This window comes from Undibacterium sp. GW821-FHT11B02, assembly GCF_058808955.1.
Map to the genome: position 1 here is coordinate 147411 of NZ_JBXASD010000002.1, position 25143 is coordinate 172553.

The 25143-nt window shown below is 48.7% G+C and carries 22 protein-coding genes and 1 tRNA gene; 14 read left to right on the forward strand and 9 right to left on the reverse strand.

The features are described from left to right. Positions 1–57: 57 nt before the first annotated feature. The 8 genes from AC1RVX_RS03915 (at position 58) to AC1RVX_RS03950 (ending at position 7827) form a co-directional block, all read left to right on the forward strand. Positions 58–1284, forward strand: coding sequence for a DUF2863 family protein (locus AC1RVX_RS03915; RefSeq protein WP_493215272.1), 1227 nt, complete (start codon positions 58–60; stop codon positions 1282–1284). Between the two features lie 28 nt (positions 1285–1312). After that, positions 1313–1837, forward strand: a complete 525-nt coding sequence (locus AC1RVX_RS03920) for a GNAT family N-acetyltransferase (protein WP_493215273.1) — start codon at positions 1313–1315, stop codon at positions 1835–1837. 76 nt (positions 1838–1913) lie between these two features. Next, the gene (locus AC1RVX_RS03925) at positions 1914–3767 is read left to right on the forward strand and encodes a DUF3857 domain-containing transglutaminase family protein (protein ID WP_493215274.1); all 1854 of its coding nucleotides are present in this window, start codon (positions 1914–1916) and stop codon (positions 3765–3767) included. Between the two features lie 255 nt (positions 3768–4022). Further along, positions 4023–5213 carry an acyl-CoA dehydrogenase family protein gene (locus tag AC1RVX_RS03930; RefSeq protein WP_186945344.1) on the forward strand — a complete coding sequence of 397 codons (1191 nt, stop codon included), beginning with the start codon at positions 4023–4025 and terminating at the stop codon, positions 5211–5213. Positions 5214–5223: 10 nt separating this feature from the next. Continuing rightward, positions 5224–6363, forward strand: coding sequence for an acyl-CoA dehydrogenase family protein (locus AC1RVX_RS03935; RefSeq protein WP_493215275.1), 1140 nt, complete (start codon positions 5224–5226; stop codon positions 6361–6363). A 78-nt stretch (positions 6364–6441) separates the two neighbouring features. Further along, the gene (locus tag AC1RVX_RS03940) at positions 6442–6903 is read left to right on the forward strand and encodes a MaoC family dehydratase (protein WP_493215276.1); all 462 of its coding nucleotides are present in this window, start codon (positions 6442–6444) and stop codon (positions 6901–6903) included. 39 nt (positions 6904–6942) lie between these two features. Then, complete coding sequence (locus AC1RVX_RS03945) at positions 6943–7395, forward strand: MaoC family dehydratase (protein WP_493215692.1); 453 nt, start codon at positions 6943–6945, stop codon at positions 7393–7395. Between the two features lie 51 nt (positions 7396–7446). Next, the gene (locus tag AC1RVX_RS03950) at positions 7447–7827 is read left to right on the forward strand and encodes a nuclear transport factor 2 family protein (RefSeq protein WP_493215277.1); all 381 of its coding nucleotides are present in this window, start codon (positions 7447–7449) and stop codon (positions 7825–7827) included. Between the two features lie 40 nt (positions 7828–7867). Here the strand turns inward: AC1RVX_RS03950 and AC1RVX_RS03955 are convergent, their stop codons facing one another. The 4 genes from AC1RVX_RS03955 to AC1RVX_RS03970 are packed head-to-tail and all read right to left on the reverse strand — an operon-like array spanning position 7868 to position 10843. Further along, on the reverse strand, positions 7868–8953 hold the full coding sequence (locus AC1RVX_RS03955) for a WD40/YVTN/BNR-like repeat-containing protein (RefSeq protein WP_493215278.1): 1086 nt from the start codon (positions 8951–8953) through the stop codon (positions 7868–7870). Then, complete coding sequence (locus AC1RVX_RS03960) at positions 8953–9222, reverse strand: MoaD/ThiS family protein (protein ID WP_493215279.1); 270 nt, start codon at positions 9220–9222, stop codon at positions 8953–8955. The genes AC1RVX_RS03955 and AC1RVX_RS03960 overlap by 1 nt, the downstream gene beginning before the upstream one ends. Then, on the reverse strand, positions 9215–9691 hold the full coding sequence (locus tag AC1RVX_RS03965; RefSeq protein WP_493215280.1) for a CYTH domain-containing protein: 477 nt from the start codon (positions 9689–9691) through the stop codon (positions 9215–9217). Before AC1RVX_RS03965 ends, AC1RVX_RS03960 begins: the two co-directional genes overlap by 8 nt. 27 nt (positions 9692–9718) lie before the next feature. Next, complete coding sequence (locus tag AC1RVX_RS03970) at positions 9719–10843, reverse strand: M14 family metallopeptidase (protein WP_493215281.1); 1125 nt, start codon at positions 10841–10843, stop codon at positions 9719–9721. 212 nt (positions 10844–11055) lie between these two features. On the opposite strand from AC1RVX_RS03970, the gene AC1RVX_RS03975 reads away from it, so the two are divergent. The 3 genes from AC1RVX_RS03975 to AC1RVX_RS03985 all read left to right on the forward strand — a co-directional run bounded on the left by AC1RVX_RS03975 (position 11056) and on the right by AC1RVX_RS03985 (position 17330). After that, positions 11056–11132: transfer RNA gene (locus AC1RVX_RS03975), tRNA-Pro, on the forward strand. 501 nt (positions 11133–11633) lie between these two features. Further along, positions 11634–14675 (forward strand): sensor histidine kinase, YfiR-like protein-associated, encoded by a 3042-nt coding sequence (locus AC1RVX_RS03980; protein WP_493215282.1) that lies wholly within the window; start codon positions 11634–11636, stop codon positions 14673–14675. 3 nt (positions 14676–14678) lie between these two features. Continuing rightward, positions 14679–17330 carry an EAL domain-containing protein gene (locus tag AC1RVX_RS03985; protein ID WP_493215283.1) on the forward strand — a complete coding sequence of 884 codons (2652 nt, stop codon included), beginning with the start codon at positions 14679–14681 and terminating at the stop codon, positions 17328–17330. A 30-nt stretch (positions 17331–17360) separates the two neighbouring features. Here the strand turns inward: AC1RVX_RS03985 and AC1RVX_RS03990 are convergent, their stop codons facing one another. Next, entirely contained in the window at positions 17361–17966 is a 606-nt protein-coding gene (locus tag AC1RVX_RS03990; RefSeq protein WP_493215284.1) for a TOL_0243 family YfiR-like periplasmic protein, read from the reverse strand. Next, the gene (locus tag AC1RVX_RS03995; protein WP_493215285.1) at positions 17954–19828 is read right to left on the reverse strand and encodes a TOL_0244 family TonB-dependent receptor; all 1875 of its coding nucleotides are present in this window, start codon (positions 19826–19828) and stop codon (positions 17954–17956) included. The genes AC1RVX_RS03990 and AC1RVX_RS03995 overlap by 13 nt, the downstream gene beginning before the upstream one ends. A 518-nt stretch (positions 19829–20346) precedes the next feature. Between AC1RVX_RS03995 and AC1RVX_RS04000 the strand changes: the two genes are divergently transcribed. Further along, positions 20347–20592 (forward strand): hypothetical protein, encoded by a 246-nt coding sequence (locus tag AC1RVX_RS04000; RefSeq protein WP_493215286.1) that lies wholly within the window; start codon positions 20347–20349, stop codon positions 20590–20592. A gap of 13 nt (positions 20593–20605) precedes the next feature. Here AC1RVX_RS04000 and AC1RVX_RS04005 read toward each other — a convergent pair whose 3' ends face one another. Both AC1RVX_RS04005 and AC1RVX_RS04010 read right to left on the reverse strand, forming a co-directional pair. Continuing rightward, positions 20606–21205, reverse strand: a complete 600-nt coding sequence (locus AC1RVX_RS04005; protein ID WP_493215287.1) for a phosphatase PAP2 family protein — start codon at positions 21203–21205, stop codon at positions 20606–20608. Between the two features lie 58 nt (positions 21206–21263). After that, on the reverse strand, positions 21264–21974 hold the full coding sequence (locus AC1RVX_RS04010; RefSeq protein WP_493215288.1) for a M90 metallopeptidase family protein: 711 nt from the start codon (positions 21972–21974) through the stop codon (positions 21264–21266). Positions 21975–22166: 192 nt separating this feature from the next. Here AC1RVX_RS04010 and AC1RVX_RS04015 point away from each other — a divergent pair, with 192 nt between their 5' ends. Beyond that, on the forward strand, positions 22167–22628 hold the full coding sequence (locus tag AC1RVX_RS04015; protein WP_493215289.1) for a cupin domain-containing protein: 462 nt from the start codon (positions 22167–22169) through the stop codon (positions 22626–22628). 91 nt (positions 22629–22719) lie between these two features. Here AC1RVX_RS04015 and AC1RVX_RS04020 read toward each other — a convergent pair whose 3' ends face one another. After that, complete coding sequence (locus AC1RVX_RS04020) at positions 22720–23835, reverse strand: DUF4382 domain-containing protein (RefSeq protein ID WP_493215290.1); 1116 nt, start codon at positions 23833–23835, stop codon at positions 22720–22722. A 601-nt stretch (positions 23836–24436) separates the two neighbouring features. Here AC1RVX_RS04020 and AC1RVX_RS04025 point away from each other — a divergent pair. Further along, a complete protein-coding gene (locus AC1RVX_RS04025) occupies positions 24437–25120 on the forward strand; it encodes a hypothetical protein (RefSeq protein WP_493215291.1) in 684 nt (227 codons plus the stop codon). The last annotated feature ends 23 nt before the right edge of the window (positions 25121–25143 follow it).

A 25143-nucleotide genomic window follows, 5' to 3' on the forward strand; every position in this document is an offset into this window, starting at 1 on the left:
CTGAGGCGTAAGCGATTGCCGTTACAATGGGCTTACTCTTCTCAACTCTATTTCAGTATGCGTCGTCCGATAAAAAGAAATCGTTTCAAACTGGCCGCTGAAAGTCAACGCGTCGTCAATCTTGCGCTGGCCGTAGCACAATCAGCCAGCCGTGTCGAAGATCTGGACTGGCAAGCCAGGCTGGATGCGCTGGTGACCAAAAATCTCAGACAACACCATCAGGACATGCTGGATGCAGCGACCGAACATTTGTTTCAGTCACATCCGAATGGCTATGAAGTCTTGACCGAAACACTGGAATCCACCAGCACCTGCGGCACTTTTGAGCATGATGGCCAGCCCTATACCTGTCTGCTGATTGCCGCACCAGTGTTGGCCTGGACGCGCTTTGAAATTGCCTCAGGCAGCATACCTGCAGAAGCATTAAGCCTGCTCAGTACACAGTTGTCTGCTCACTTGCTGGCCGGGCATACCCAATTGCGTCTGTTACCCAGTTTGTATTCCATTGATCAACTACCACGCAATCATGTGGAAACCTTTGCCCTGCTGGAACGTCAGGGTGTCGCCATGCTGAAACAGGCGACTACTCCAGTTGAAGCAGAACGCGCAAAGACCATTCCCTTTCTGGCAGATATACGCTATGTGCTGGGTGTGCTGGCCGTACCTGTTGGCAAGCCGCTGTTCCAATGGCAAACCATAGAGGCACCGTTTGATTGCGTACAGGCAAAGAGCGATGCCCTGCTGCAATGGCAACAAGAGACTGAAACCACCTTCAAGCGCCTGTTGCCAGGTTGCGGTATTGAAGTCTTGCTGCCAGAATCTTATTACACGGCATGCCGTGAGGCAGATATCAAAATACGGCCTGCCACCATACGTTCCGCGATGTTTTACCTGACCCAAACGCTGGGGAAAGAGGCAGATCAGTTCAGCGTCATCATTGCCTCTTTTGGTGAACAGGAAAACCCAGGGCAAATCGACGAATACCGCATCAGCTTTTGCCTGCGCGATGCACCCGAAGTCGTTTATGGTGTGGTCTGGCCGTTGTATCAGGCGGAAGACCAGATCATCGCCGTCAATCTGGATGAAAATGAACAACTGGCCGGCGAAATACCTGGCATCCTGCAAGAATGCGGTGTCACCGACATCATCCAGTTAGAAGAAATCTTTGCGATGGAATTTTGTGATGATTGCGGTACCCCTCTGTTTGCTGACCGCGAAAGCGATCTGGTCCACACAGAAATGCCGGATGACACACCCACCCCAGGTGCCACACATTTTCATTGATATGATTTGTTTGGATTGATGGTGTAGAATGGCATTCAAAGATACGTCAACACCTAAAGTTGAACAGTACGGCAATGGAATCAGTACCGATTTACATTTCCGGGCTGGCTTAACTACAGATGCACAAGCCATCAGCAATTTGATCATGCTGTTTGCGAAAGACTTTTGCATCAACCCTGATGGCAGCGGTGCCGATATATTTCATCAATCGGTGTCCGCTACCGCCGAGCGGGCCTATCTTGCAGATGACCGCTACCACTTCATCCTTGCCATGCAGGACGAAACACTGGCTGGCTTCATTGCCCTGCGCGACCATAGTCATCTTTTTCACTTGTATGTTGACCCGGCATTTCAAGGGCAGGGGCTGGCAACGGTCTTGTGGCGACGCGCCCGTCAAGATGCTGTTTCCCAAGGAAATCGCACTGGCTTCACCGTTAACTCTTCTCTGAACGCCATCCCTGTCTATGAACGTTTTGGATTCAAGGCCACAGGCCAGGTAGTAGAGATGCATGGCATTGCCTTTCTGCCCATGCAATTTCAATTGAACAATTGAATAGCGAAGTTGTCAAAACTGGCAGCAAACTGCAACATATCTACCTATAAATCAAAAATCTGAAACATACGCATAAATGAAAAAATATCTGACTGCCGTTTTCTGCATTTTCACTTTCGCCAGCACCCAAGTCATTGCCAAAGACAATGGCACAGACAAGTCAATCACCATCCTCAAAGAAATACAATCCATTGTCGTCAACAAGGATGGCAGCTATACCGAAACCATTGAGAACTGCATACAAATCAATGAGGAACGCGCAGTTGCATCAGAATCACAGCGACAGTGGCATTTCAACAAAAGCCTGGAAACCCTGGAATTACTGGAAGCCTACATAGAAAAACCTGATGGCCGAAAAGTCCACATCAAACCAGAACAAATAAAATTGCAGCAAGAGCCTGCCTATAGCGGTGCACCCATGTTTCAGGACATGCAAGTCAAGGTGGCGATTTACCCTGAAGTGGCGGTCGGTGACAAAATTTATTCAAGACACAGTAAAACACGCAAAACGGCGATGTTCCCGGGGCAGTTCAGTGATTACACGCCTGGCCGTTATGTACCCACAAAACAGCTGACCATCATGTACGACATGCCTGCCGACATGCATTTGCACAGTCAGGCAGATGGTTTTGTTGCCACGCCTCCTGTTACCCAAAACGGCCGCACGGTATATCGCTGGGATTACCAACCATCAGACAATCCACGCATAGAATCCTCCTCCGTCAGTTATGCAGATTATGGAAAACAACTGGTTGTCTCCACCTTCACGGATTATGCAAGCCTGGGCAAGGCCTATTACCAGACTGCAGCCCTGACGACAGAGGCGAATGCCAAGATCAAGGCAAAGACTGCAGAAATAACAAAAGGTCTGGGCAGTCCGCGTGATAAAGCCTATGCCATTTATGATTGGGTAAGAAAAAATATTCGCTATGTCGCGGTATATATAGGCAATGGTGGGCTGGTGCCGCACAACGCAGATGAAATTCTGGATAACCTGTATGGCGACTGCAAAGACCACACCAGTCTCATGGAAGCCATGCTGGCCGCTGCAGGCATCGACAGCACCCCGGTGCTGATCAATTCTGGAGACTCTTTTAAATTGTCCCCTGTTGCCAGCCTGGGTCAGCTCAATCATGCCATTACTTACATCCCCAGTCTGAACCTGTATCTTGATTCAACCGCCATCAACATCAATCACGGTTACTTGCCTTTTTCAGTATGGGATAAACCGGCCATACTGACCAAGACCGGTGAAATTGGCAGAACGCCTGCAACGGAGTTTTTCCAGACCAGCAGCAGCTACAAAGTCGAGATTACAGGTGAAGGTGCGGCACGGTTTGAATTTGCGCGCAAGGATACTGGCCAGCTGGCCGAACCCACACGCTATGAACAAAGCAACTGGCGCATCAACGATAGGGAACTTGCAGTAGAAAACATACTGAAAGGCTATGGAATGACTGGCAGCGGCACCGTGGAACTGGGTGACCTTAAGGGAACTGCAGACCAGTATGAATTCAAACTCAAAGGCAAAGTTGATAACTGGACTTACTTGCCAGGCACAGTAGGGATAGCCGCCAACAGCAGTTTGTATGCAGGTATGTCCAATAGCATTTATGGTTTAACAGCCGAAGTGGAACGCACACAAGATTTCGTTTGTCCGGAAAACAATATCGTCGAAGAAGCCGTTTACCAATTTCCTGCACAAGCAAAAATTTTGTACATCCCCAAGGACATTGACGTGCATACTGCTTTTTTTCAATACCAGGCAAAATATACCCACGATGACAAACAGGTGATGATCAAACGCACATTTAAAAGCAACAAGGAAGGCAGCCGCGTATGCACAGCCAAGGACCATCAAGCGATGCAAACCACCATCAAAAAAATGGTGCAAGACTTGCGTAGCCAGTTCATTGTGCAGGTTCAGTAAAATTTTTCGGACTGGTTCCAGTCAAATTGAGATCAATCTTGAAACAGGTAAAAAAAGCCAATGCGTCAGAGCATTGGCTTTTTTTGCATTTGGCCTGATATTGTTTATACAACGAAGCAAGCCTAAAAATCAGCCAATCATTTTTCCACAAAACACGACTATCACCATTTTCAAAATCCGTTGTACAATTAGTTTTGAACGGTCGTGCTTTTTTCTTCAATTACTTGCTGCGGCCATCATAAAACAGGAGACAACATGGATTTGAACTATACGGCAGAAGACCTTGCCTTCCGGGATGAGGTACGCGCCTATCTGGAAGCCAATCTTCCACAAGACCTGCAGCAGAAAGTATTGAACCACAAACGCCTGTCCAGAGAAGACTTTGTGCGTTGGCACAAGATACTGGCAAAACAAGGTTGGGTAGCCACAGGCTGGCCAGCGGAATACGGCGGCACAGGCTGGACACCGACCCAGCGTCACATTTTTGAAGAAGAATGCGCGCGTGCCGGTACACCTGCCATCCTGCCATTTGGTGTCAATATGGTGGCGCCTGTCATCATGGCCTTCGGTAATCAGGCACAAAAAGATTATTACCTGCCACGCATACTCAGTTGTGAAGACTGGTGGTGCCAGGGGTATTCGGAACCTGGTTCAGGCTCTGACCTGGCTTCCCTGAAAACCCGTGCTGAGCGTGATGGTGACCATTACATCGTCAATGGCCAAAAAACCTGGACCACACTGGCCCAGCATGCCGACATGATTTTTTGCCTGGTGCGTACCGACACTGGTGTGCGCAAGCAAGAAGGTATTTCCTTCCTGCTCATCGATATGAAGACGCCAGGTATTACTGTACGCCCCATCATCATGCTGGATGAAGAGCATGAAGTGAATGAAGTCTTCTTCGACAATGTCAAAGTACCGGTTCAAAACCTGATAGGCGAAGAAAACAAGGGCTGGACCTATGCCAAATACCTGTTGGGCCATGAACGTACCAACATCGCTGCCGTTGGTCGTGCTAAGCGCGAATTGCAATTCCTTAAACGTATTGCTGCCAAACATCAAAAGAATGGCCAGCCGCTGATCAATGATGCCGTGTATGCCAACAAGGTCGCCAGTCTGGAAGTGGAATTGATGGCGCTGGAAATTACTGTCCTGCGTGTCATTTCGCAAGACAGTGGCCGTCCTGGTCCAGAAGCATCCTTGCTCAAAATCAAGGGTACAGAAATTCAGCAAAGATTGACGGAATTGATGGTAGAAGCAGTCGGCCCGTATGGCCTGCCATTTGACCCGGCTTTCCTCGAAGGTGAAACTGAACACAGCGTGGTGGGCGACGACGATGCTGCACCGCTGGCACCGTATTACTTCAATTTCCGCAAGACCTCCATCTATGGTGGTTCCAACGAAATTCAAAAAAATATCATCACCCAGATGATCCTGGGCCTGTGAGGAGAGCACAATGGATTTCAACTTAACGCAAGAACAAAAACAGTTCGCCGATGCCTTACGTCGCTGGGTAGAAAAAGACTATGGCTTTGAACAGCGCAAGCACGTCATCGAATCGACTGAAGGTGTATCCGCCAAAGCCTGGGCGGACTTGGCGGAACTGGGCGCGCTGGCCCTGCCAATTCCTGAAGAACAGGGTGGCTTTGATGGCTCGGCCATCGACATGCTGGTCATCATGCAGGAACTGGGACGCGGTATCGTTATCGAGCCCTACTTTGCCACTGTCATGGGTGCAGAATTTTTGAAAAAATCCGGCAAGCATGCAGATGTACTGGAACAAGTCGCCGGTGGTGAAGTCAAGCTGGCGAATGCCTTGAGCGAAAGACAGTCTCGCCATGACCTGTTTGACATTGCAACTACCGCCAGCAAAACCGCCGATGGTTTTGTACTCATTGGCAGCAAGACAGTGGTACTGCATGGTGCACAGGCAGACAAATTGATCATCTCAGCCCGCAGCAGCGGCGCGCAACGCGATACTCAGGGCATCAGCCTGTTTATCGTTGATGCCAATGCCGCAGGTGTCAGCCGCCGCGACTACCGCACCATCGATGGTTATCGTGCTGCAGATATTACTTTGAGCAATGTGCAAGTCGGCCAGGATGCCTTATTGACCGCTGCCGATGCTGGCTGGGAATTGCTGGATGCCGTAGCTGATTATGGCGTTACCCTGCTGTGTGCAGAATCCATAGGTATCATGGAAGCCATTACTGCAGCTACCCTGGATTATCTGAAAACCCGCCAGCAGTTTGGTGTGCCTATCGGTAAATTCCAGGTCTTGCAACATCGCATGGCAGAAATGTTCATGGAAATGGAACAGGCCCGTTCCATGGCTACACTGGCGGCCGTCAAGATTTCTTCTGATGATGTGGAAGAGCGCCGTCGCACTGTATCCGCCGCCAAGGCCAGAATCGGCCAGGCAGCCAAATACATAGGTCAGCAAGCAGTCCAATTACATGGCGGCATGGGCGTCACCAATGAACTGCCGGTTGCCCACATGTTCAAACGCCTGACCACCATCGAATTATCACTGGGTGACACCGATCATCACCTGGCCAGATTCGTGGCACAACCCGGCTTTAAAAACGCAGCCTGATTGCTGTAGAAAAATCCCGAATGCGTTCGGGATTTTTTTTGCCCATTATTTACCGATTGAAGAAAACAAGGATACGTCATGAGCATCAAAGCAGATCGCTGGTATTTCGAAGATTTCATCCCTGGTGCCGTCATTGAACTGGGGCAGCGCACAGTCACAGAAGAAGAAATCATCAGCTTCGCCACCCAATTTGATCCCCAGTCTTTTCATGTCGACAAAGAAGTAGCCAGCCATTCCATCTATGGTGGCGTTATTGCCAGTGGCTGGCATACTTGCAGCATGATCATGCGCTTGGTAGTGGATGGCTTTCTGGGCAATTCCACCAGCATGGGCTCGCCCGGCGTCGATGAAGTTCGTTGGATATTGCCGGTGCGCCCTGGCGATACGCTGACAGTCACCGCAGAAACTCTGTCCAGTAAAGTATCAACATCAAAACCGGATCGCGGTGTCGTCAATACTTTATGGAAAGCCCATAACCAGGATGGCAAACTGGTATGTACGATCGCTGGCATGGGTATGTTCGGTCGCCGCCCGACGTAATTCCACTGCACGCATATTAGAAAAAAATACGGAGAAATGATGAGAGAATTTAGCAGCATCACCGAATTGAAAAACTTGATAGGTCAGGAAGTTGCCCAGTCAGACTGGGTAGAAATCACACAAGAACGCGTGAACACCTTTGCCGATGCGACTGGTGATCACCAGTGGATACACATCGACGTGGAAAGAGCCAAACGTGAATCTCCGTTTGGCGGCCCCATCGCCCATGGCTTTCTGACCCTGTCGCTGCTACCCATGCTGGTCGCCAATGCCATTCACCTCAGCTACGTCAAGATGGGGGTGAACTATGGACTCAACAAAGTGCGCTTCCCCTCCCCTGTTCCAGTCGGCAGCCGCTTGCGGGCAAGAATGAAATTACTGGAAATCGAAGACATCAAGGACGGTGCGCAATTGACCTGGGAAGTGACCATAGAACGAGAAGGTCAGGACAAACCCGTTTGCGTGGCCGAATCCATTTCGCGCTGCTATTGATCCTTTTAGCAAATAAGCACTTAAACGCTGCATCAACATGAGAATAAATCCATGCCTACTCCAGACACGCTGCAACGCTTTATCGCCAAAGTAGAAACAAATGATCATGCCGCCGCATGCGCGGAATTCTATACAGAGAATTCCAGCATGCAAGAAAATCAGGCCACGCCAAGGATAGGTCGTGCAGCGCATGTCGCAGCGGAACATGCAGTTATGTCACGCGCCAGATCGGTGTCATCCACCTGTGTTCATCCGGTATTGGTCAACGGTGACCATGTCGTCATACGCTGGATATTCAGGTTCGAATGGCTGGACGGCAGCGTCACGCAGATGGAAGAACTGGCTTACCAGCGCTGGGAAGGGGAATGCATTGCAGAAGAAACTTTCTTTTATGATCCCGCGCAACGCATTCCCAAAAGGGCAAGCCACTAAACCGCAACAAGGCCGAAACTGTTTTCAAGACGGTCAGATATCAATAAAACCTGACCGCATAAACCGGCGGTAAATTGGTGGCGATCTGATACCAGTCATCTCCTGAATTTTCACTTGCCCACAAATTGCCAGTGGTCGATGCCATGAGGAGATTTTTGCCGTTCTCGGAAACGGCGAGGCCATGGCGGTACACAAGGTCATAGCAGTCTTGCTGCGGCAGGCCATTTCTTAACGATTCAAACGTCTTGCCGCCGTCACGTGTGCGTGTAACGCTCATTGCGCCGTTCAAAGGTACGCGTTTTTGATCAGCAATGGCGGGGACGAACCAGGCAGTATCCGGGTCACGTGGATGCGCAGCGACGGTAAAACCAAAGTCTGGAATACCTTCTGGTAATTGCAGTTGTTGCCAGCTTGCGGCATCGTCTTCGCTGCGCCAGATCCCATTGTGATGCTGGCACCACAAAACATGGCTGGCAAACTTGCTGCGGGCGATCAGGTGCGGGTCCTGGATATTTTGATTGTCTGCCAGATCCGGTGGCATATAGGCAGCACGCATGCCCGCTGCGGCCAGCGCCCAGTTCTGCCCGCCATCTTCCGTTTTCCAGGCACCGCCACAGGATATGCCCAGCAAGATATGCTGGGGATTGCGCGGGTTGACACATATTGAATGTATGCCCGGCACATCATAACCGCCGCCCATCCATTGCTTGCGTTCTTCCCTGTCCCATAATGAGCGTATCAGTTCCCAGCTATTGCCACGATCTGGCGAACGGAACAAACCACCTGGCAAGGTACCGGCCCACAGCACATCAGGCTCTTCGCTACCACCAGTTTCCATGGACCAGATGGCCTTCAACTTCCATTCGACATCGTCGTCTGTCTTGGCGTGTTCGGGGTAAGCAGGTGCGGCCACCTCGGTCCAGTCGCAACGGTCTTCATCACGGCGGTGCAGCTTGACCCCAAAATGCCCCAGATTCAACGCCGCATACACTGTGCCATCACGTTTGTCATGCAGGCACATGCTGACTGGCTCACCCAAAAAACTGACCTGATCCAGTTGCCAGCGATTGTCAGTATGAATCAATTCAAACAGTCCCTTGCGGGTTGCTACCAATGCTTTCATCATCAACCTCCGGAAAGTGCCTGCAAGACATAGACCTGGCTATTCACACCCAAGGCATCACGCAGGCCACTGCGTTGCATGACGCGCTTGCCATCAATAAAGATCACTACATGAAAACGTAAATCGCCCTGCTCATCCAGAATATAAGCTCGCAAGGTCGGATTCAACTGAAAGGCGGCTTCCAGCGCATCGCGCAAATTACCGGCTGTGGTTTCTACCTCAGGTACCTCAATGAAACGACTGAGTTGCTGGGTAAAAGTCAGCTTAGCCACATTGCCCCCAGGCAGAATAAGGATGCTTGAGCAAATTCGCATTTGCATAGCGGTGGTCATGGCTGACCTCTTCACCCAGCCAGGCTGGGCGCTCGAACTGCTGCTGTTCGGATTCCAGTTCCACCTCGGCCACGATCAGGCCAAGATTATCACCAATGAATTCATCCACTTCCCAGACCAAGCCGGCGAAAGGAATGCGGTAACGTGTTTTTTCTATGAGAGGTTGCTGACAGATTGTGTCCAGCAAAGTTTGCGCATCAGCCAGTGGTATGGGGTATTCCCATTCGCCACGACTGATGCCAGTTGACATGCCCTTGATGGTCAGCATCGCGCGTTCTGCTTCTACGCGTACCCGCACGATGCGACCAGGGTCAGAACAAATATAGCCCTGGCGCAGAAATGTGCCCTGCCCCTGTTGTTTAAAATCCTGACTGACAACAAGAAATTTGCGTTCAATTTCTACGCCCATTACTACTCCGATAATTAAATACCGGAATTATGCACCCAATGAAGCCAAAATCGGTTGCAACATCGCTTCACCCAGCTTGATACTGCGTGCGCCATCCCAGCCCACATCCATATCTGGCAAATTGGCATTGTCCTTGAAAGGCAATTCCAGCGTCAGTGATACGCATTTAAAAGTGTGGCCGATGTACTTGGATGCCAACTTCAATACGTCTTCATTGTACTTTGAGGCTTCATAGCCAAACCTGGTCTGAAAATCAGGGCTGGCCAGACAGAAGTTATCAACAAACGCCTGCTGCTCCCGCATTTGCTTTTCAGTAAAGCCGGCCAGCATCTCGCTACCGGCGACAAATATGTAGGGCAAGGCTTCGTCACCGTGAATATCCAGAAACAAATCGCAACCCGTTTCATGGATCTTGTTTTTGACGTAATAGACTTCAGGACTGGTTTCCAGTGAAGGCTCCATCCATTCACGATTCAGATTAGCACCAGTGGCATTGGTGCGCAAGTTGCCACGTACCGAACCATCCGGGTTCATATTCGGCACGATGTATACAACGGCTTTTTCCAGAATACGGCGCGCAGTTGGATTCGATGGGTCCAGCAAGGCATTCAGGCTACCTTCCACCAGCCATTCCGCCATGGTTTCGCCAGGATGCTGGCGGGCAATAATCCAGACTTTCTTTTGGGAAGCCGGGTTACCGACCACGATCATGTTCAAGTCACGGCCATCCACCGTGTTGCCCAGATCTTCGACCCGTGCGGCAGGTGAATTTTCTACGCCGCCCAGCAAGGCAAGGTGACGTTCCCAAGTGTATGGTTCAAAGTAGGCGTAATACACACTGTCACGCTCTGGTGTATGCCGTATGGTCATGACCTTGCCGTCAAACTCGGTATCCACACGGAACCAGTTTGCACGATCATAACTGGCGACGGCACGATAATTTTCCCACCCCTTTGGGTATGTAGCTTCACCGGCGTTAAGTATCCGCATGACTGCATCTTGCCCACGGGCACCCTGCAGGCGAAAGTGAAACCATTGCCAGATATCGGCATGTGAATCCTTGCGCAACTTCAACTCTATGGCCCCCACCTGTTCCGCATTGACTACTTCAATCGCTCCCGCGTCGAAGTTCTGACTGATTTTAATTGTCATGTTTTATATGTTCAGAAATGTTTTCAAGCACCGCATCCCACGCAGTGTCCTTAGGACTGTTATTTTCACAGCTTTTCATAAAATATGAAAATATTTCAGTCAAATTAATCACCAAAATCGCACAAATATTTTCATCATAGCAATCAATACAGAAGTTTTCAGCAAATAATGGCAAAAATCGCCATCATCGACTATAATCTTTCGCTCAGTGTCGGGGCGTAGCGCAGCCTGGTAGCGTACATGCATGGGGTGCATGGGGTCGGAGGTTCGAATCCTCTCGCCCCGACCAAAAATAAATAAAAGGCTTACAGATTTCAGTCTGTGAGCCTTTTTCTTTTGTAGGGTTTACACGATTGTAATTTGCTGCATTGCACGCACACAAAACAACTTGCCTTGCTGAAATTTTCTATTAAATTTGCAACATTTCTATAACTATCACACTTATTCAAAAGAACTGACTAAAATAGCGTAACAAGGTTTGGGTAATGTAATACTACTTAAGCGTGGGTTAGATGAAACAAATGCTTTGTTACATCGATATGCGTCCTTACGCTAAACAGAGCGGCAAATTGCTACACCCCTCGCTCAGGCAAAACCAGATTCACCGCTTTCCCGTCCCAAATACCGCCCCTATCAAGTATCTTTTCAATGCATCGTCCAAACAGGCATTGATAACACCCATCTTTTCCTCTTCGCATCATCAATTTAAGCAACGTCCTGTCTTACCTGGATATATTGATTTCTATCCAGATTTGTCCAACTTGCCATTTTGTCGGAAAGCCAGGTGCTCATGATGATGCAGTCACTACGCTTGCGTACTGTCCGCCATAAGTTGCTGCTCATGGTGTTAATTGCCAACCTCGCCACCTTGATATCAGCAGGTGGTGCCTTGCTCTATCACGAATTAACAGAAAATCGTGCCAAGGCAATCGCCGAGTTATCGATACTGGCAAGCATCCTCGCACAGGGCAGTGCGACAGCTCTGGAGTTTGATGACACCAAGGTGGCCAATGAAAATCTGGCGCAATTACGGGCAAATTCAAATATCGTCGCTGCGGCCATATATACATCTCAGGGTAAATTATTTGCTCACTACCTGCGTGAAAATGGACACAAAGATGAGTTACCAATTAGTCCTGGGGCTGAGTCCGCGCATTTTGAGGGCAGCAACCTTACCGTCTTCAAACGTATAAGCTCTGATCGCGAAACCCTTGGCACAATCTATCTGAAACAGCAATATGAACTGGGTAAATGGCTGCTCGACTATCTCATCATTCTGGGTTTGGTTTTATTTGCAAGCCTTGCTTTGGGTGTTCTTATTTCGTCCCATTTGCAACGCTGGATATCTGTTCCGATTCATGCAATCAGCACTGTCGCACGCCAGGTTATGGAGCAGCATAACTATCATTTGCGTGCCAGTAAAAGTACCGAAGATGAAATTGGTCAACTAGCCCAGTCATTCAATGACATGCTACAAACGCTCGAACGTGAAATCAGCGAAAAAAGCCAGGCGGAACAGACCGTACGGACATTAAACGCAGATCTGGAACGCAGGGTTACGGACCGCACCAATGAACTGCAGATTGCCAATCAGACTCTGATCACGCGTACCAAAGAGGCAGAAAGTGCGAATCGTGCCAAAGCCGATTTTCTCGCCAATATGAGCCATGAAATCCGTACCCCCATGAACGCCATCCTGGGATTCGCCTATCTGCTTGAGCAGAATCAGCTTAATGATGAAGCCAGGGATTTGATCAAAAAGATTCGTAATGCCGGCCATTCATTGCAAGCCATCATCAATGACATTCTGGATTTTTCAAAAATCGAAGCCGGGCAGCTCGAAGTGGAGCACGCGCCATTCCGTATCGTCGATTTACTGGATAACCTGGCCGGTATTATGTCAGCCACTGCTGGTGACAAAGATATTGAACTGACGATTTCCCCTCCTCCTGCATTCAGCGGTCAATTGCTTGGTGATGCACTGCGGGTGGAACAGGTACTGATCAACCTGACCGGAAATGCGATCAAGTTTACGGAACATGGCTCTGTCACTGTAGATATCCGGCAACTGGCCAGAGACGACAGCACGATTACAGTGCGCTTTTCTGTAATTGATACTGGCATTGGTATTCCTTTGGAAAAACAATCACAAATCTTTGCTGCATTTTCCCAAGCGGACATTTCCACTACAAGGCGATTTGGCGGAACAGGACTTGGGTTGACCATCTGTCGACACCTTGTGCATAAAATGGGCGGAGAAATCGGTGTCATCAGCGAACCGGGCAAAGGCAGTGAATTCTGGTTCACCATCCCTTTTGACTGGACACCTGCCAGTGCCTATGCCCCGCCGGAGATGACAGCCCTGGATATATTGATCGCTGATGACAGCGAGAACGCACGTGAAAACCTTGCGCTCACTGCCAGGTCTGTGGGCTGGAACCCCACTAAAGTAGATTCTGGCGAGGCTGCGATTCAAAAAGTTCAGGCTCGTCTTGAAAATAACAGCACATATGATGTACTGTTGTTTGACTGGAAAATGCCTGGAATAGACGGCCTGCAAGCCGCCAGCCAGATCCGTCATGTGCTGAAAAATGATGCTTCACCTATCGTACTGATGGTCACTGCTTTTTCACGTGAAGAACTGCTAAAACATGCAGATGTCGACCTGATCGATGGCGTACTCAGCAAACCTGTGACCTGTTCAACATTGTATAACTGCGTCGCTGAAGTGTTGAGCCGTCGTGGAACTGGCCAGTTGCAAAGAAGACGTCAGGCCAGGGTTTCAAAAGAAAAACGTATTCCAGGAGTGCGGGTGCTGGTTGTTGACGACAGTGAAATCAATCGTGAAGTGGCGCAGAGAATCCTGGCTGCTGATGGCGCCACAGTCTATTCGGCAAACGATGGATACGCTGCCGTAGAGTGGTTACGACTACATCCGAAAGTCGCAGATATCGTCTTGATGGATGTACAGATGCCGATCATGGATGGTTATGAAGCCACGCGGCAATTACGTGCCTTACCCGATGCAGGCGCACTGCCTGTGGTCGCGCTTACTGCGGGCGCATTCAAGATGCAACAAGAGGCAGCCCATGAAGCAGGCATGGATGCTTTTGTTGCCAAGCCCTTTAATGTTGAAGAACTGATCACAGTCATACAGCAACTCACCCATTCGCATTCACAAATACTTGAAAACGACAATGACGAAGATCTGCATGCAATCACAACGGAAAAATATAAAGACAAACTTCCGGGTATAGCGGTAAAAGAGGCTATGTTTATATGGAATGATTTCGCTATTTATCAGAAATTTTTACTGAAATTCAAAATCGACTATGCCGACTGCGCCAGTCAATTCGCTGCACGCTATGAGGCAAATGACATTCAGACGGTAAAGACCTTGGCACATAAATTGAAAGGATGTGCGGGTAATCTGGGACTTTTTGATGTTGCCCATGCGGCGACAGAAATCGAGGCCACCGGGACATCAGAAGAGAGTCAATACGTCGTAGAAAAACTGCAAATCGCCATGGATAAAACTCTTGCTTCGATCGGTCTCCTGTGTCCGGATGAAGATAAGAGTGCAGACGAAACGACCATAGAACCTGCCTCTGTTGACAAGGAAAAAGTTGGTCCACTATTGCTCGCATTATTGCAAGCCCTGGACACAGACAACCCGGATCGCGCCACGCAGTTATTCGAGTCACTCAAATCTTTGCTGTCAGGAGACGCGCTTGCTTTCCTGCGTGCACGTGTTGACGATTTTGATTTTCGGGGTGCAGAGATCCTGACCCGCCATCTGGCCAAAGATCTCGACATAGAACTGAAGGAATAATTCATGCCCAATTCCCCTATCCTCATCGTCGATGATGAACCTGGCAATCTGGCCACGCTAAAACAGATTTTGGGGAATGACTACGCGCTGGTATTCGCAAGAAGTGGCCAGGAATGCCTGAATGCCACAAAAAAGCACAAGCCCGCATTAATATTGCTCGACATCCAAATGCCAGACATGGATGGGTATACCGTCTGTAAAATGCTAAAAGCGGACCCTACGACCGAAAGCATCCCCGTCATTTTTGTTTCTTCATTAAGCGAAATCGGGGATGAGATGGCAGGTTTTGATTGTGGTGGTGTCGACTATATTATCAAGCCGGTTTCATCTGCACTGGTGCGCGCGCGCGTACGCACCCATGTGTCGCTGGTAAGAGCCACTATACTTGAACGCTACGTCAAACAACTTGAGATCGAACAAGCCAAAACCGCCCGCCTGAGCCGCATACATGCTGTGTTAAGCGGCACCAATTCTGCCATCGTCCGCATCAGGGAGCCACAAGCGCTGTTGGAGGAGGCTTGTCATATAGCGGTCGAACAAGGTGGTTTTGGTATAGCGTGGATAGGCATTTTTAATGATCTGGATAGCGCCTTCAAATTGACCGCAAGCCAGGGAGTCGATCTGGAGCAAATGAGTGCATCTTTATTTCCAGAAACAGGCAACATTGCCGCAGAACCGGACCTGCCGGAGCAAGTACTGAAGACCGGTCAGGCAACATACTGCAACGATGTACGAACCATAGCAACTACTGACCGCAGTTGTCGTGATGCCCTTGACCGGGGCTATCTGTCCATCGTCGGCCTGCCTTTGATCGCCAATGACAAGGTGGTGGGGGTCATGGTCTTGTACGCAAGGGAAAGCAATTATTTCGATGATGAAGAAATGAAATTGCTAAGCGAACTGGCGGGAGACATGTCATTTGCGCTACTGGCAATCAGCAATGAAAAACGTGCCAATTTCCTTTCCTATTTCGACGCACTCACTGCCCTTCCCAACACCAGCCTTTTTCTTGACCGTGCCGATCAACTGATACAAGCCGCTCGCAGAGAAAATTACGGTGTATTCGTGATTGCAGTTAATCTGGACCGCTTCAAGCATCTGAATGATACATTGGGAAGACATATTGGCGACAACATATTAAAACTCGTTGCAAAACGTCTCACCGATACCCTCCCAAGTCACTACAGCGTGGCACGCATAGGTGCAGACAATTTTGCCATATTGGGTGAAATCGCCAGTAATGCCGATGTCAGTGCCACTTGTGAACAAATCATCAGTGTATTGCAAGCGCCTATGCTGATTGATGAATGCCGCACCCAGGTACAGACTAGGCTGGGGGTTGCGATGTATCCAAACGATGCTAATAGTGCCGAATCTTTATTCAAAAATGCAGAAGCCGCATTAAAACAATGCAAGTTGCAAAAAACACGTTTTCAATTCTATTCATGGGAAATCAATGCCAGGATTTCCGACATGATAGAAATGGAAAATATGCTGAAAACCGCATTGGACCAAAATCAATTTGTATTGTATTTCCAACCCAAGATAGACCTGCGAACTGGCCAGATCATCGGCTGCGAAGCGCTTATACGCTGGCAACATCCTGAGCAAGGTTTATTGCCGCCAGGGGCATTTATTGCGTTGGCAGAAGAAACCGGTCTTATCGTCCCTATCGGCACCTGGGTAATACATGCTGTTTGTGCCCAGCAGGCTACCTGGCGACAAAACGGATTGCATATCGTACCGGTCGCCATTAATCTATCCGCTTTGCAATTCAAGGAAGGCAATGTGCTCGAAATTGTGAGCGAAGCCCTCACAAAAAACAAGTTGGAGCCAGAATCGATAGAACTGGAGTTAACCGAGTCCACGATCATGCATAAACCGGAAGATGCTGAAATCATCATGCGTGCCTTCCGCAAACACGGTTTATCTCTGTCACTTGATGATTTTGGTACGGGCTATTCGTCCCTCGCCTATCTAAAACGCTTCCCTTTCAATACCGTGAAAATTGACAAGGCTTTTGTCACAGATATTACCCAAAACCCTGAAGATGCAGCAATTGCCAGCGCGATTATCGGCATGGCACACAGCTTACAGATGAGTGTCATTGCGGAAGGCGTTGAAACCGAAGCGCAGTTAAAATTTTTGCGTACACGTAATTGTGACCAGATACAAGGCTATTTCTTCAGCCCCCCTGTCCCTGCAAAAGATTTCGCCATCATGCTGCTCGACGACAAGCAACTGGTGCAGGAAGCCGACATTGAACAGCAGACCTTGCTACTTGTCGACAGTGAGGAAGCTATATTGAGTGCGTTGAAGCGCTCCCTGCGTGGGCAGGGATACCGTATATTAACTGCACCTGACAGCCAGCAAGCCCTGGAATTGCTGGCAATCCATTCTGTGCAGGTCATTTTGTGCGAACAGCGCCTGTCCAAAATGACAGGATCTGATTTCCTGACAATAGTAGCCAAGTTATACCCTGATACCATGCGTATCGTACTCAGCGGTTATACAGAACTACAGTCAGTTCTTGACGTCATCAACCGGGGGGAAATTTACCGTTTCCTGACCAAGCCCTGGGACGACGAACTGCTCAGGCAAAATATCAGTGAGGCATTCCGGCGTTATCGTCCATCGCCAAATCAATCAGGATAGGACTTACGCAAAATTGTCCCTGTCACAATACTACTGCCCGGAAGAGACTTTATATGCGACAGAGATCAGGCGTGAACTGATAAGGACAAAATCCTGTGTTGCCGTTTTGGGAGCAACTTCAAATCTGACTTTGCCGTCCACGATGACAAAATTGATCATGCTGCCAATTGACAAAGCACCTTCCGATTCAGTCACGATCAAGATCGCCTTGCCTTTGGCAGCAGCCAAAATATCCGTTATTTTATTATTAGAACGTGCGACAAAAAGCACGTGTACACCATTGAGTCCATTAACGCCCTCATCACCCTTTAGTTTCTTCACAAGAAAACTACGGCCATTGATAGTGCGTTCCTGAGCCATCTGCACCAACTCATTCGCGACCCCATCCGAACCGAGCACTGCAATATTTAAAACGCTCTCTGGGGCGGGGAAAGATTTTTCGGGCCATTCCACATAATTGCAGAATTTAAACAGATAAGCTGCCTTGACACGCTGCTCCAGATTTTCATTCAGGTCGCTGCCTTGCACATGTGAAACATGCAGCAATAGCAGCATCAATAAAAGCACAAGGCTGGAAAATAGTTTCCCATGCGTTTCTGGAATGGGTAAAGAATTTTCCGATTTTAAAGCTTCCATATCACCCTGACCATCAAGCTACGTTCGAATTCAGCGCGATTAGGACTGGCACCAAATTCAGGATGTGATTTCTGCAATAAATTTTGTCCTATCAACGACAGTTCCGTATCCGGTCTGATTTTCCAGCCAAACCGCATATTCAAAGAGGTGTACGCTGGCACTGCGGGTTTTGGCAAGCTTCCTACATAGCGCAGATGGATGTCAAATTCTTTATCTTTTGCCAAATCAAAACTGCTCCGTATCATCCAGTAGCTGTCAGCATCATTAACAATGGTCAAGCCATTGCTGGCGGAAATGTCCTTGCTTCCCGCCTGCAATTGCGTATTGATATTTTGCCAGACTCCACCTGTAGTCAGACGCCATACAGGATTGGCCTGCCAGGTAGCCCACATTTCGATACCCTTGGTCTTACCTGTAGCCAGGTTGCGAAAAACAGCATCCAGGCCGCCACTGCCCGGCTCCAGTGTACGCAATTTGTCATATTCAGTATAGAAAATGGTCGCAGAATAGGTAATACTTTTATTTAACTGACCGCGGTATCCTAACTCAGTGGTCTTGGCTACTTCAGATTCAAAATCCGGGCCGCCAGCATAAAAATACCTGAGCTTTCCGCCAATCAAGACGGGATTGGTCGGCGCGAACAGATCACGGTCTATGCGTGACGGTGTCCGCACAGAACGCGATATCGACGCCCACAACAAGTGTTTGTCTGCCGGTTCCCACGCAAGACGTATATTGGGTAGATTTTCCAGGCCTGTATAGCTGTTTTGTTCAAACTTCAGCCCCAAGGTCAGGCGTAAATTTTCCCGCAGACGAATTTCATCCTGGATAAAAATATTCGCCCAATGCATGTTCAGGTTTCCAGGTAAAAATCCGAAATTATTACTGTTTTTTACTTTATCTATTGCGTAACGATAACCTAATCCCGACACCAGGTTGTGGATGTCGGCCACGGTCTGGGTACGTTGAAATTCCAGGTCCAGCGTATCAAGATGGTCGTTATAAGCGTTTGGTTGATTGCGTTCAGTATGGTCCCAATACATTTGCAGAGTACTATTCGTATCGTCTGCGGTTTTCCAGCTTGTACGACTCAGAAAATTAGCGCCCGCAAGCTCAATATTATTGGTATTAAGCTGACGCAGACTGGCATGATACGCGTTTCCAATAAACCCCTGACTCAGCCCTGCCTGTTCCCAATCCGAACGGAATCCGAATTGATCGCGACGCCAGCCTTCGAACAACAAATTCCCTTTTGCGTTGCGGCTATCGTCATTGTCTGCATGTTTGGCATAGACCCGGTAACTGGCGTCATTCGCAAAACGTCCACCGTACCTGACTGCCATGTTGCGTTCATGCTCGCCCATGCCCGCGCTAACCAGGCTGCCCGACGTATCTTTGGCGGAACGGGTAATGATGTTAATCACCCCATTGACGGCGTTTGCCCCCCACAGCGTAGCGCCAGCACCACTGATGACTTCGATGCGTTCGACATCTTCCAGCACTACGTCTTGTGCGTCCCAAAACACACCTGAAAACAAGGGAGAATATACAGTACGCCCGTCTATCAGGACCAGTAGCTTATTTTCAAATGGGCTGTTGAAACCACGTGCGGTAACGGCATAATTTCTGGCATCTACCCGCGCCACTTGCAGGTTGGGGGCCAGACGCAATGCTTCGGGCAGACTTGCTACGCCTGAACGACGAATTTCTTCATTCGTGATGACAAAGATGGAAGCTGGTGCCTTCGCAATATTTTCAGCTTTTTTGGACACTGAAGTAATACTGATATTTGCCAGTTCATCAAAGGAAAGATCAAGGAAATTATCTGACGGGCCTAGAGTGGCGTAACATGGTGTAGCCATTACAGTAACAAGTAACACACTCAAAGCCTTACCCCTGAAAGGGGAAACTGAATGCGATTTGCGGAGTACACAGGATGATTTCATTTCGCCCTCTGATATCGCGTGGTTTCAGAGGCTAAGCCTCTATCCATTTAATTGCACAATGTATACGCAATTAAAGATAGGCTTTTTTTAAAATAATTGCTACAGAAATAAGATGCATTTGTAAAAATACAGCTATTTATCTCTGATTGAACAGGTGCAATTTCTTTTCGAAACGGCAATAAAAGTATGCTCCGCAGTCAATCATGCAGGCAATGGTACAGGTCACATTTGCCATAGATAAAACTTAACGATACGCGAAGACGACCAGGCCAGCAATATTATGGCCAAGGTGAAGCTGCTTGATCTGCCCTGCAAGAAAATACGCAACGAGCTTGCATTTCTTGTTACACTGAATTGCAGCACGGTCATCTTTGCTGCTTCAAACAAATGGTTTTGATTGCCCTCTGATTTTCACTTTATCTCGTGCGCATCTCATGCTGGATTTCGTCTTTGAAATTTTTTTTCAAATCATCGCCTACGGTACGGGCCGGCTTCTTATTCCCATACTGACTCTAGGTACCATGCGCGGCGAGGGATTCAAGGGTGAAGCGCCAGCAGGTAATTCCAGTTTATGGCGTGATGAAAAAGGCATAGTCCTGAGCGCAGGCCTCACCAGCCTGATTGGCGTCCTGCTCTGGATAGCTGTCGCTGTTACTGCCGTCATCTATTTCAATCGCTGACGCAAAATAGGCGTTATGCCCTGATCCATCCTTTGGCTATGGGCCATGCCAGGAGCTTGCGGTAGAGTTTTTCCACTGCCTGCATAAGCAGGCTACCCCATCTGACCCACAAGGGTAACAGTAAGGCATAGGCAAACAGCGACACCATGAGGGCACCCAGCATATCCAGAGGGAAATGCACGCCCAGAAATATTCTTGACCATGCCACCGCAATACCCATGATTGCCGTCAGCACACCCCAGGCCAGTTCACCTGTCAGCAACAGGCTACAAGCCATACTGGCAAAAACAATGCCATGGTCGCTGGGGAAAGAGGCATCGGCTGCATGAGGTATCCAAGTATGCCCCAAACCTATCATGAAAGGACGCGGATGTGGCCAGAACAGGGCCAGCAATTGGCCGATACCCAGTGCAACGAAGCAGACCAGACTAGCCCTGACCGCCAGTTGGCGACGCTCTGGCTGCCATAGCCATGCAAAAAACAGGGCCAGAGGAATCAGGTAAATCAGGACATCAGCGATCACCGTTGCAGTACTGATCATGCCAGCACCAGTCTGTGTACCAGCATTCAATTGCAAAAACAGATTACGGTTCAATACTTCTAATGCATTCATCAAACTTCTTCCTGTTCAAGGTCTATTTTTCCGTGTGTCCATGGGTGTCGTCTCCATGCTAAACCTGGACTTTCCACACACTTTCCAGCATCGCATATCCATGAGGATCATATTGTTTTAGTTCCGCATTTTGATATGGATAAAAATCATTTTCACCAAAATAGGCTTCGCTGAGTTCAGCAAAATATTCGTGATGATTGCTGATGGCATAAGCTTCTTGCAACTCAGGTTTGTGATCACGCGTTACCTGACGATATAACCCGGCAGCTTTTGCGTTTTCATAGGCACGCATGATGGGGGCATCCAGCTCCGGATGCTGAAAATGATAAGCATGTGACATTTCATGCAGCAGCGCATAAGGCTGATTACGCACCATAGTCGTGAATTCTTTCCAGTTACAGATTTCTATATTGCCGGCAAATTCAACCGGGTAACCATGTTCCTGCAGCCATTGTGTAGATGGATGATGTTGTGCGCCAAAGGCACGGTAAGTACCGCTGGAAACATAAATGCTGACGCCATGCAAACTGCTCTGGGCATGAGCAGGCAGCTTCTTGAGTTTGTTTAACTGATCAGTCAAAACAGCATTGAAGGTGGCCCTGGATGCTGCGTCCGCCGTTTGCAAGCCCTGATCAAGCATCAGGGTCCAGCCATCACTTTGCATTTTCTGGTAAGCGTTGGCCGCGCGCAGTGGCGATTGCGTCAGCAAGAACAAGGCTGGCAACGCCAGCAGCGCACGGCGACGGTTATTGATAAGGGTAGATGACATGGGATCAATGAGCTAATTTCTATCAACCGGATTAAAGCATGCTCATCTGACATGGCGCAATACCTCACTGTCATAATTTCATGCTGCATCAAGTATGAATGGTGATAATTGAAATGCCTTGCCGACCATCGTTTTGTGCTGCACACTTTACCCTTCCCTCGCCCCCAAAAAAACTGCCAACCTGGAGACAACATGCGCATCAATAAAACTTCTGCCTTTGCAATGACCTTTTGTGCCGGTCTACTGGTCTCGCCTCTGATACAACATGCTGTCAGCGATGCCCGCGCCGATGTGCCGGCTCTGTCTGCCGCTGTGATTGATTTGCTGGCGATCAAACATGATGATTTGCCCAAGACCGCCAATGCCGAGCTGAATGCCCGCCCCCTGGTCATCACCGACCACGCCACTGTGGGCATACAGTCAGGCAATATCGCCAAACACATCCATCCGCAGACAGATGAAATCCAGTACATCATAGAAGGCAGCGGCAGCATGTGGCTAGGCAACGAACGCAAAGACTTCAAACCCGGCAGCCTGATCATCATCCCGAAAGGCACGGCCCATGCTGGCAGCATCGTCAGCAATGGCCCGGTCAAGGCAATTGCCATCAAGATCCCGCCTCAGGGCAAGACTGATACAGTGTTTGTGGATTGATGTCTTACATAAGGGCAAAGCGGCACGATCTGCATTCCCCAAATAAAAATGGTCGACGCAAGGACGAGAATTCGCTTGCGTCGACACAAGGTCACGGCGTCAGTACAAAATTAATACCGGACTGACTCATGGTGGTCACATCAACCAGAGAGATAGCTTTGCTTGCATACCCATTTGCGCTAGCTTCGACTCTATATTTCCCAATATCAGGCACGGAAACAATTGGTGCTGTGAAGAGGATAGGCAAACTTGTGCTGTATGTACCTAACTGAGGTGCAGAAGTCGGTAAATTAGTAAGCGTATATGCCCCGTTCGAAACGTCTGCTCCTTGGTATTTGATAGTCACGGTTGGACCTGGCACGAAGCTTTGTTTGGCAGCTACATAGGCAACTTCGGTAGCACTGGTTGGTAACAAATTTACAGTGCCGCTGATGCTTGCCTGTTGCCCGGCATTGGGCAGTAAATTAATTGGTACTGAACTGCTGCTGACGACGACTGTACTGGTCGTACTGGCAACTGGTACGCCTGCAATGATAGTTGCAGAGCGATTGTCTGCTGTAATAACGACATCGTAAGTCCCTGGTGCAAGACGTGCCACAAAGAATTCACCCGTGAGAGCATTAGGAACAGTCGCGCCAATCACATTACCATTTTGTTGTGCAGTGACAACGACATTATTGCGCAGCAATGTAGTATTGATGAATCCATCTATACCGTTCAGAACAGTGGGAACGACTTTGACCACAGGCTTCAAAGCAAACTTGCCATTGCCTTTGGTGACAATGGACTTGCAAGCATCAAAATCCAGCACAACATCAACACGCTGCCCCTGCATGACATCAAATTCATTGATAAGTTTAATGCCGCTTTGTACTGCGCTGGGGGTATCTAGTGAAACCTCTGTGCTGCTACCTGTAGGGATGACTGAATTGGCAAGCGCGTTACCTGCGTTGGCATCCAATACCAGGCGAATCTGTGAATAGTGCCCTGCGGCCAATGGTGTTTGGCCCAAGTCTTCAAGCGCCCCATTTGTCAGATTTAGCAGATTGATTTTTCGCGCTGGATTGAGGGTGATATCTGTCCAATTGGCATCAGTTTCGCTGGCAATGGAGCTTTGATTCACCCTTACTTTTGCAACGGTAATGTAGACTGCATCAAATCCGCACGAAGGTGCATCTGTCAACGAAACACCCAATGTACCGGACATACTTACATTGCTGCCGTATGGCATCGGGGTCCCCCCATCACCGTAACCACCACCGCCGCAACTAGTAAACAAAAAAATTGCCAGTATGATTCCTGGCAAACATAACTTTCGAAATGAGCTTTTCATTTGAATACCTCTTTGATTGCTGATTCATATTCATTTTCTTTATTGGGTATAAAACGCAAATGGTGATTTGCAGTGACTGACAAAAAGGGAATGATTAATCGTGCAAAAAGATGCAGGAAAAATTGAAATATGTTGAATCCTGAGCGGCAAAGTTCAGTCTAATTCTGGGTTGTGATTTATTTTAGGTTTGTTTCAACTTGAAACAGCTTTACATTGCCGACCAGAAACGAGATCGTGTTCGTTACCAAAAATCATTCTTGGTAGCAACGGTGTCTGTAAATAAAATGCGCGCAGGCAATTTGGGCTGATGAACCTCATAACAAGAGAAAGGCAAACATCAGCTCTACAAACTCGCCTGCCCTTTATTCTGCGATGACCACAACATCAAGTATCATATCTAAACCGTGCATTTCAGCGCTTCAGTAATGCACCACAATCAGATGTATAAGAACCGCATCAGAAAGATCAAAAGACTATGAAGGCAACTACACTCGGTCAACTTGTCACTCTTCTGCTGACCATGTTGCTGTACAACAGCAGCCAGGCACAACAAACCCCACCCTTTGGCAAAAAACTTCCTGCAACAGCACCGGCACTGCGTGATTTTGTGCCACGTGGCTGGACAGTGGAAAGCCAGGTCAGCGGTGACCTCAACGGTGACAGCCTGCCCGACATCGCTGCCGTGATCTTGGAGAACAAGGGTGCAGCCGATGCCACTGGAACCATCAATGACAGACAACGTGGCCTGATCGTGGTACTGGCGGGTACAGGCAAGACTTACAGTTTATTGGGCAGCAATGACAAACTCTTGCAATGCCAGGGTTGCGGTGGCGTCAAGGATGGCGTCAACGTCACTATCAAGAACGGCGTGCTGATCGTCAGTCAGTACAGTGGTTCGCGTGAATATTCGATTTATACCTGGCGCTTCCGCCTGGATGCAGCCAGCCAGCGTCTGCAAATGATAGGTATCGATGAAGAAGATACCGATGGCATGGAAGGCAAAGGTTCCACCGTCAGCACCAACCTGCTGACCGGCCAGCAAATCAGCGAAACCTATCAATACGACCAAAACCGCGACCGCAAAGTCATACTCAGCTCCAAGAAAAGCAAGGTCACCAAGAGCACTACCTTGCTGGAGGATGCGGTTGGTAATCAATAAGCTTGTGCATGATGGTTGTGCTC

Coding starts and splice junctions, on each gene's coding strand:
- AC1RVX_RS03915 (WP_493215272.1), top strand. CDS start 58: ATGCGTCGTCCGATAAAAAGAAATCGTTTCAAACTGGCCGCTGAAAGT.
- AC1RVX_RS03920 (WP_493215273.1), top strand. CDS start 1,313: ATGGCATTCAAAGATACGTCAACACCTAAAGTTGAACAGTACGGCAAT.
- AC1RVX_RS03925 (WP_493215274.1), top strand. CDS start 1,914: ATGAAAAAATATCTGACTGCCGTTTTCTGCATTTTCACTTTCGCCAGC.
- AC1RVX_RS03930 (WP_186945344.1), top strand. CDS start 4,023: ATGGATTTGAACTATACGGCAGAAGACCTTGCCTTCCGGGATGAGGTA.
- AC1RVX_RS03935 (WP_493215275.1), top strand. CDS start 5,224: ATGGATTTCAACTTAACGCAAGAACAAAAACAGTTCGCCGATGCCTTA.
- AC1RVX_RS03940 (WP_493215276.1), top strand. CDS start 6,442: ATGAGCATCAAAGCAGATCGCTGGTATTTCGAAGATTTCATCCCTGGT.
- AC1RVX_RS03945 (WP_493215692.1), top strand. CDS start 6,943: ATGAGAGAATTTAGCAGCATCACCGAATTGAAAAACTTGATAGGTCAG.
- AC1RVX_RS03950 (WP_493215277.1), top strand. CDS start 7,447: ATGCCTACTCCAGACACGCTGCAACGCTTTATCGCCAAAGTAGAAACA.
- AC1RVX_RS03955 (WP_493215278.1), bottom strand. CDS start 8,953: ATGATGAAAGCATTGGTAGCAACCCGCAAGGGACTGTTTGAATTGATT.
- AC1RVX_RS03965 (WP_493215280.1), bottom strand. CDS start 9,691: ATGGGCGTAGAAATTGAACGCAAATTTCTTGTTGTCAGTCAGGATTTT.
- AC1RVX_RS03970 (WP_493215281.1), bottom strand. CDS start 10,843: ATGACAATTAAAATCAGTCAGAACTTCGACGCGGGAGCGATTGAAGTA.
- AC1RVX_RS03980 (WP_493215282.1), top strand. CDS start 11,634: ATGATGATGCAGTCACTACGCTTGCGTACTGTCCGCCATAAGTTGCTG.
- AC1RVX_RS03985 (WP_493215283.1), top strand. CDS start 14,679: ATGCCCAATTCCCCTATCCTCATCGTCGATGATGAACCTGGCAATCTG.
- AC1RVX_RS03990 (WP_493215284.1), bottom strand. CDS start 17,966: ATGGAAGCTTTAAAATCGGAAAATTCTTTACCCATTCCAGAAACGCAT.
- AC1RVX_RS03995 (WP_493215285.1), bottom strand. CDS start 19,828: ATGGCTACACCATGTTACGCCACTCTAGGCCCGTCAGATAATTTCCTT.
- AC1RVX_RS04000 (WP_493215286.1), top strand. CDS start 20,347: ATGCTGGATTTCGTCTTTGAAATTTTTTTTCAAATCATCGCCTACGGT.
- AC1RVX_RS04005 (WP_493215287.1), bottom strand. CDS start 21,205: ATGAATGCATTAGAAGTATTGAACCGTAATCTGTTTTTGCAATTGAAT.
- AC1RVX_RS04010 (WP_493215288.1), bottom strand. CDS start 21,974: ATGTCATCTACCCTTATCAATAACCGTCGCCGTGCGCTGCTGGCGTTG.
- AC1RVX_RS04015 (WP_493215289.1), top strand. CDS start 22,167: ATGCGCATCAATAAAACTTCTGCCTTTGCAATGACCTTTTGTGCCGGT.
- AC1RVX_RS04020 (WP_493215290.1), bottom strand. CDS start 23,835: ATGTCCGGTACATTGGGTGTTTCGTTGACAGATGCACCTTCGTGCGGA.
- AC1RVX_RS04025 (WP_493215291.1), top strand. CDS start 24,437: ATGAAGGCAACTACACTCGGTCAACTTGTCACTCTTCTGCTGACCATG.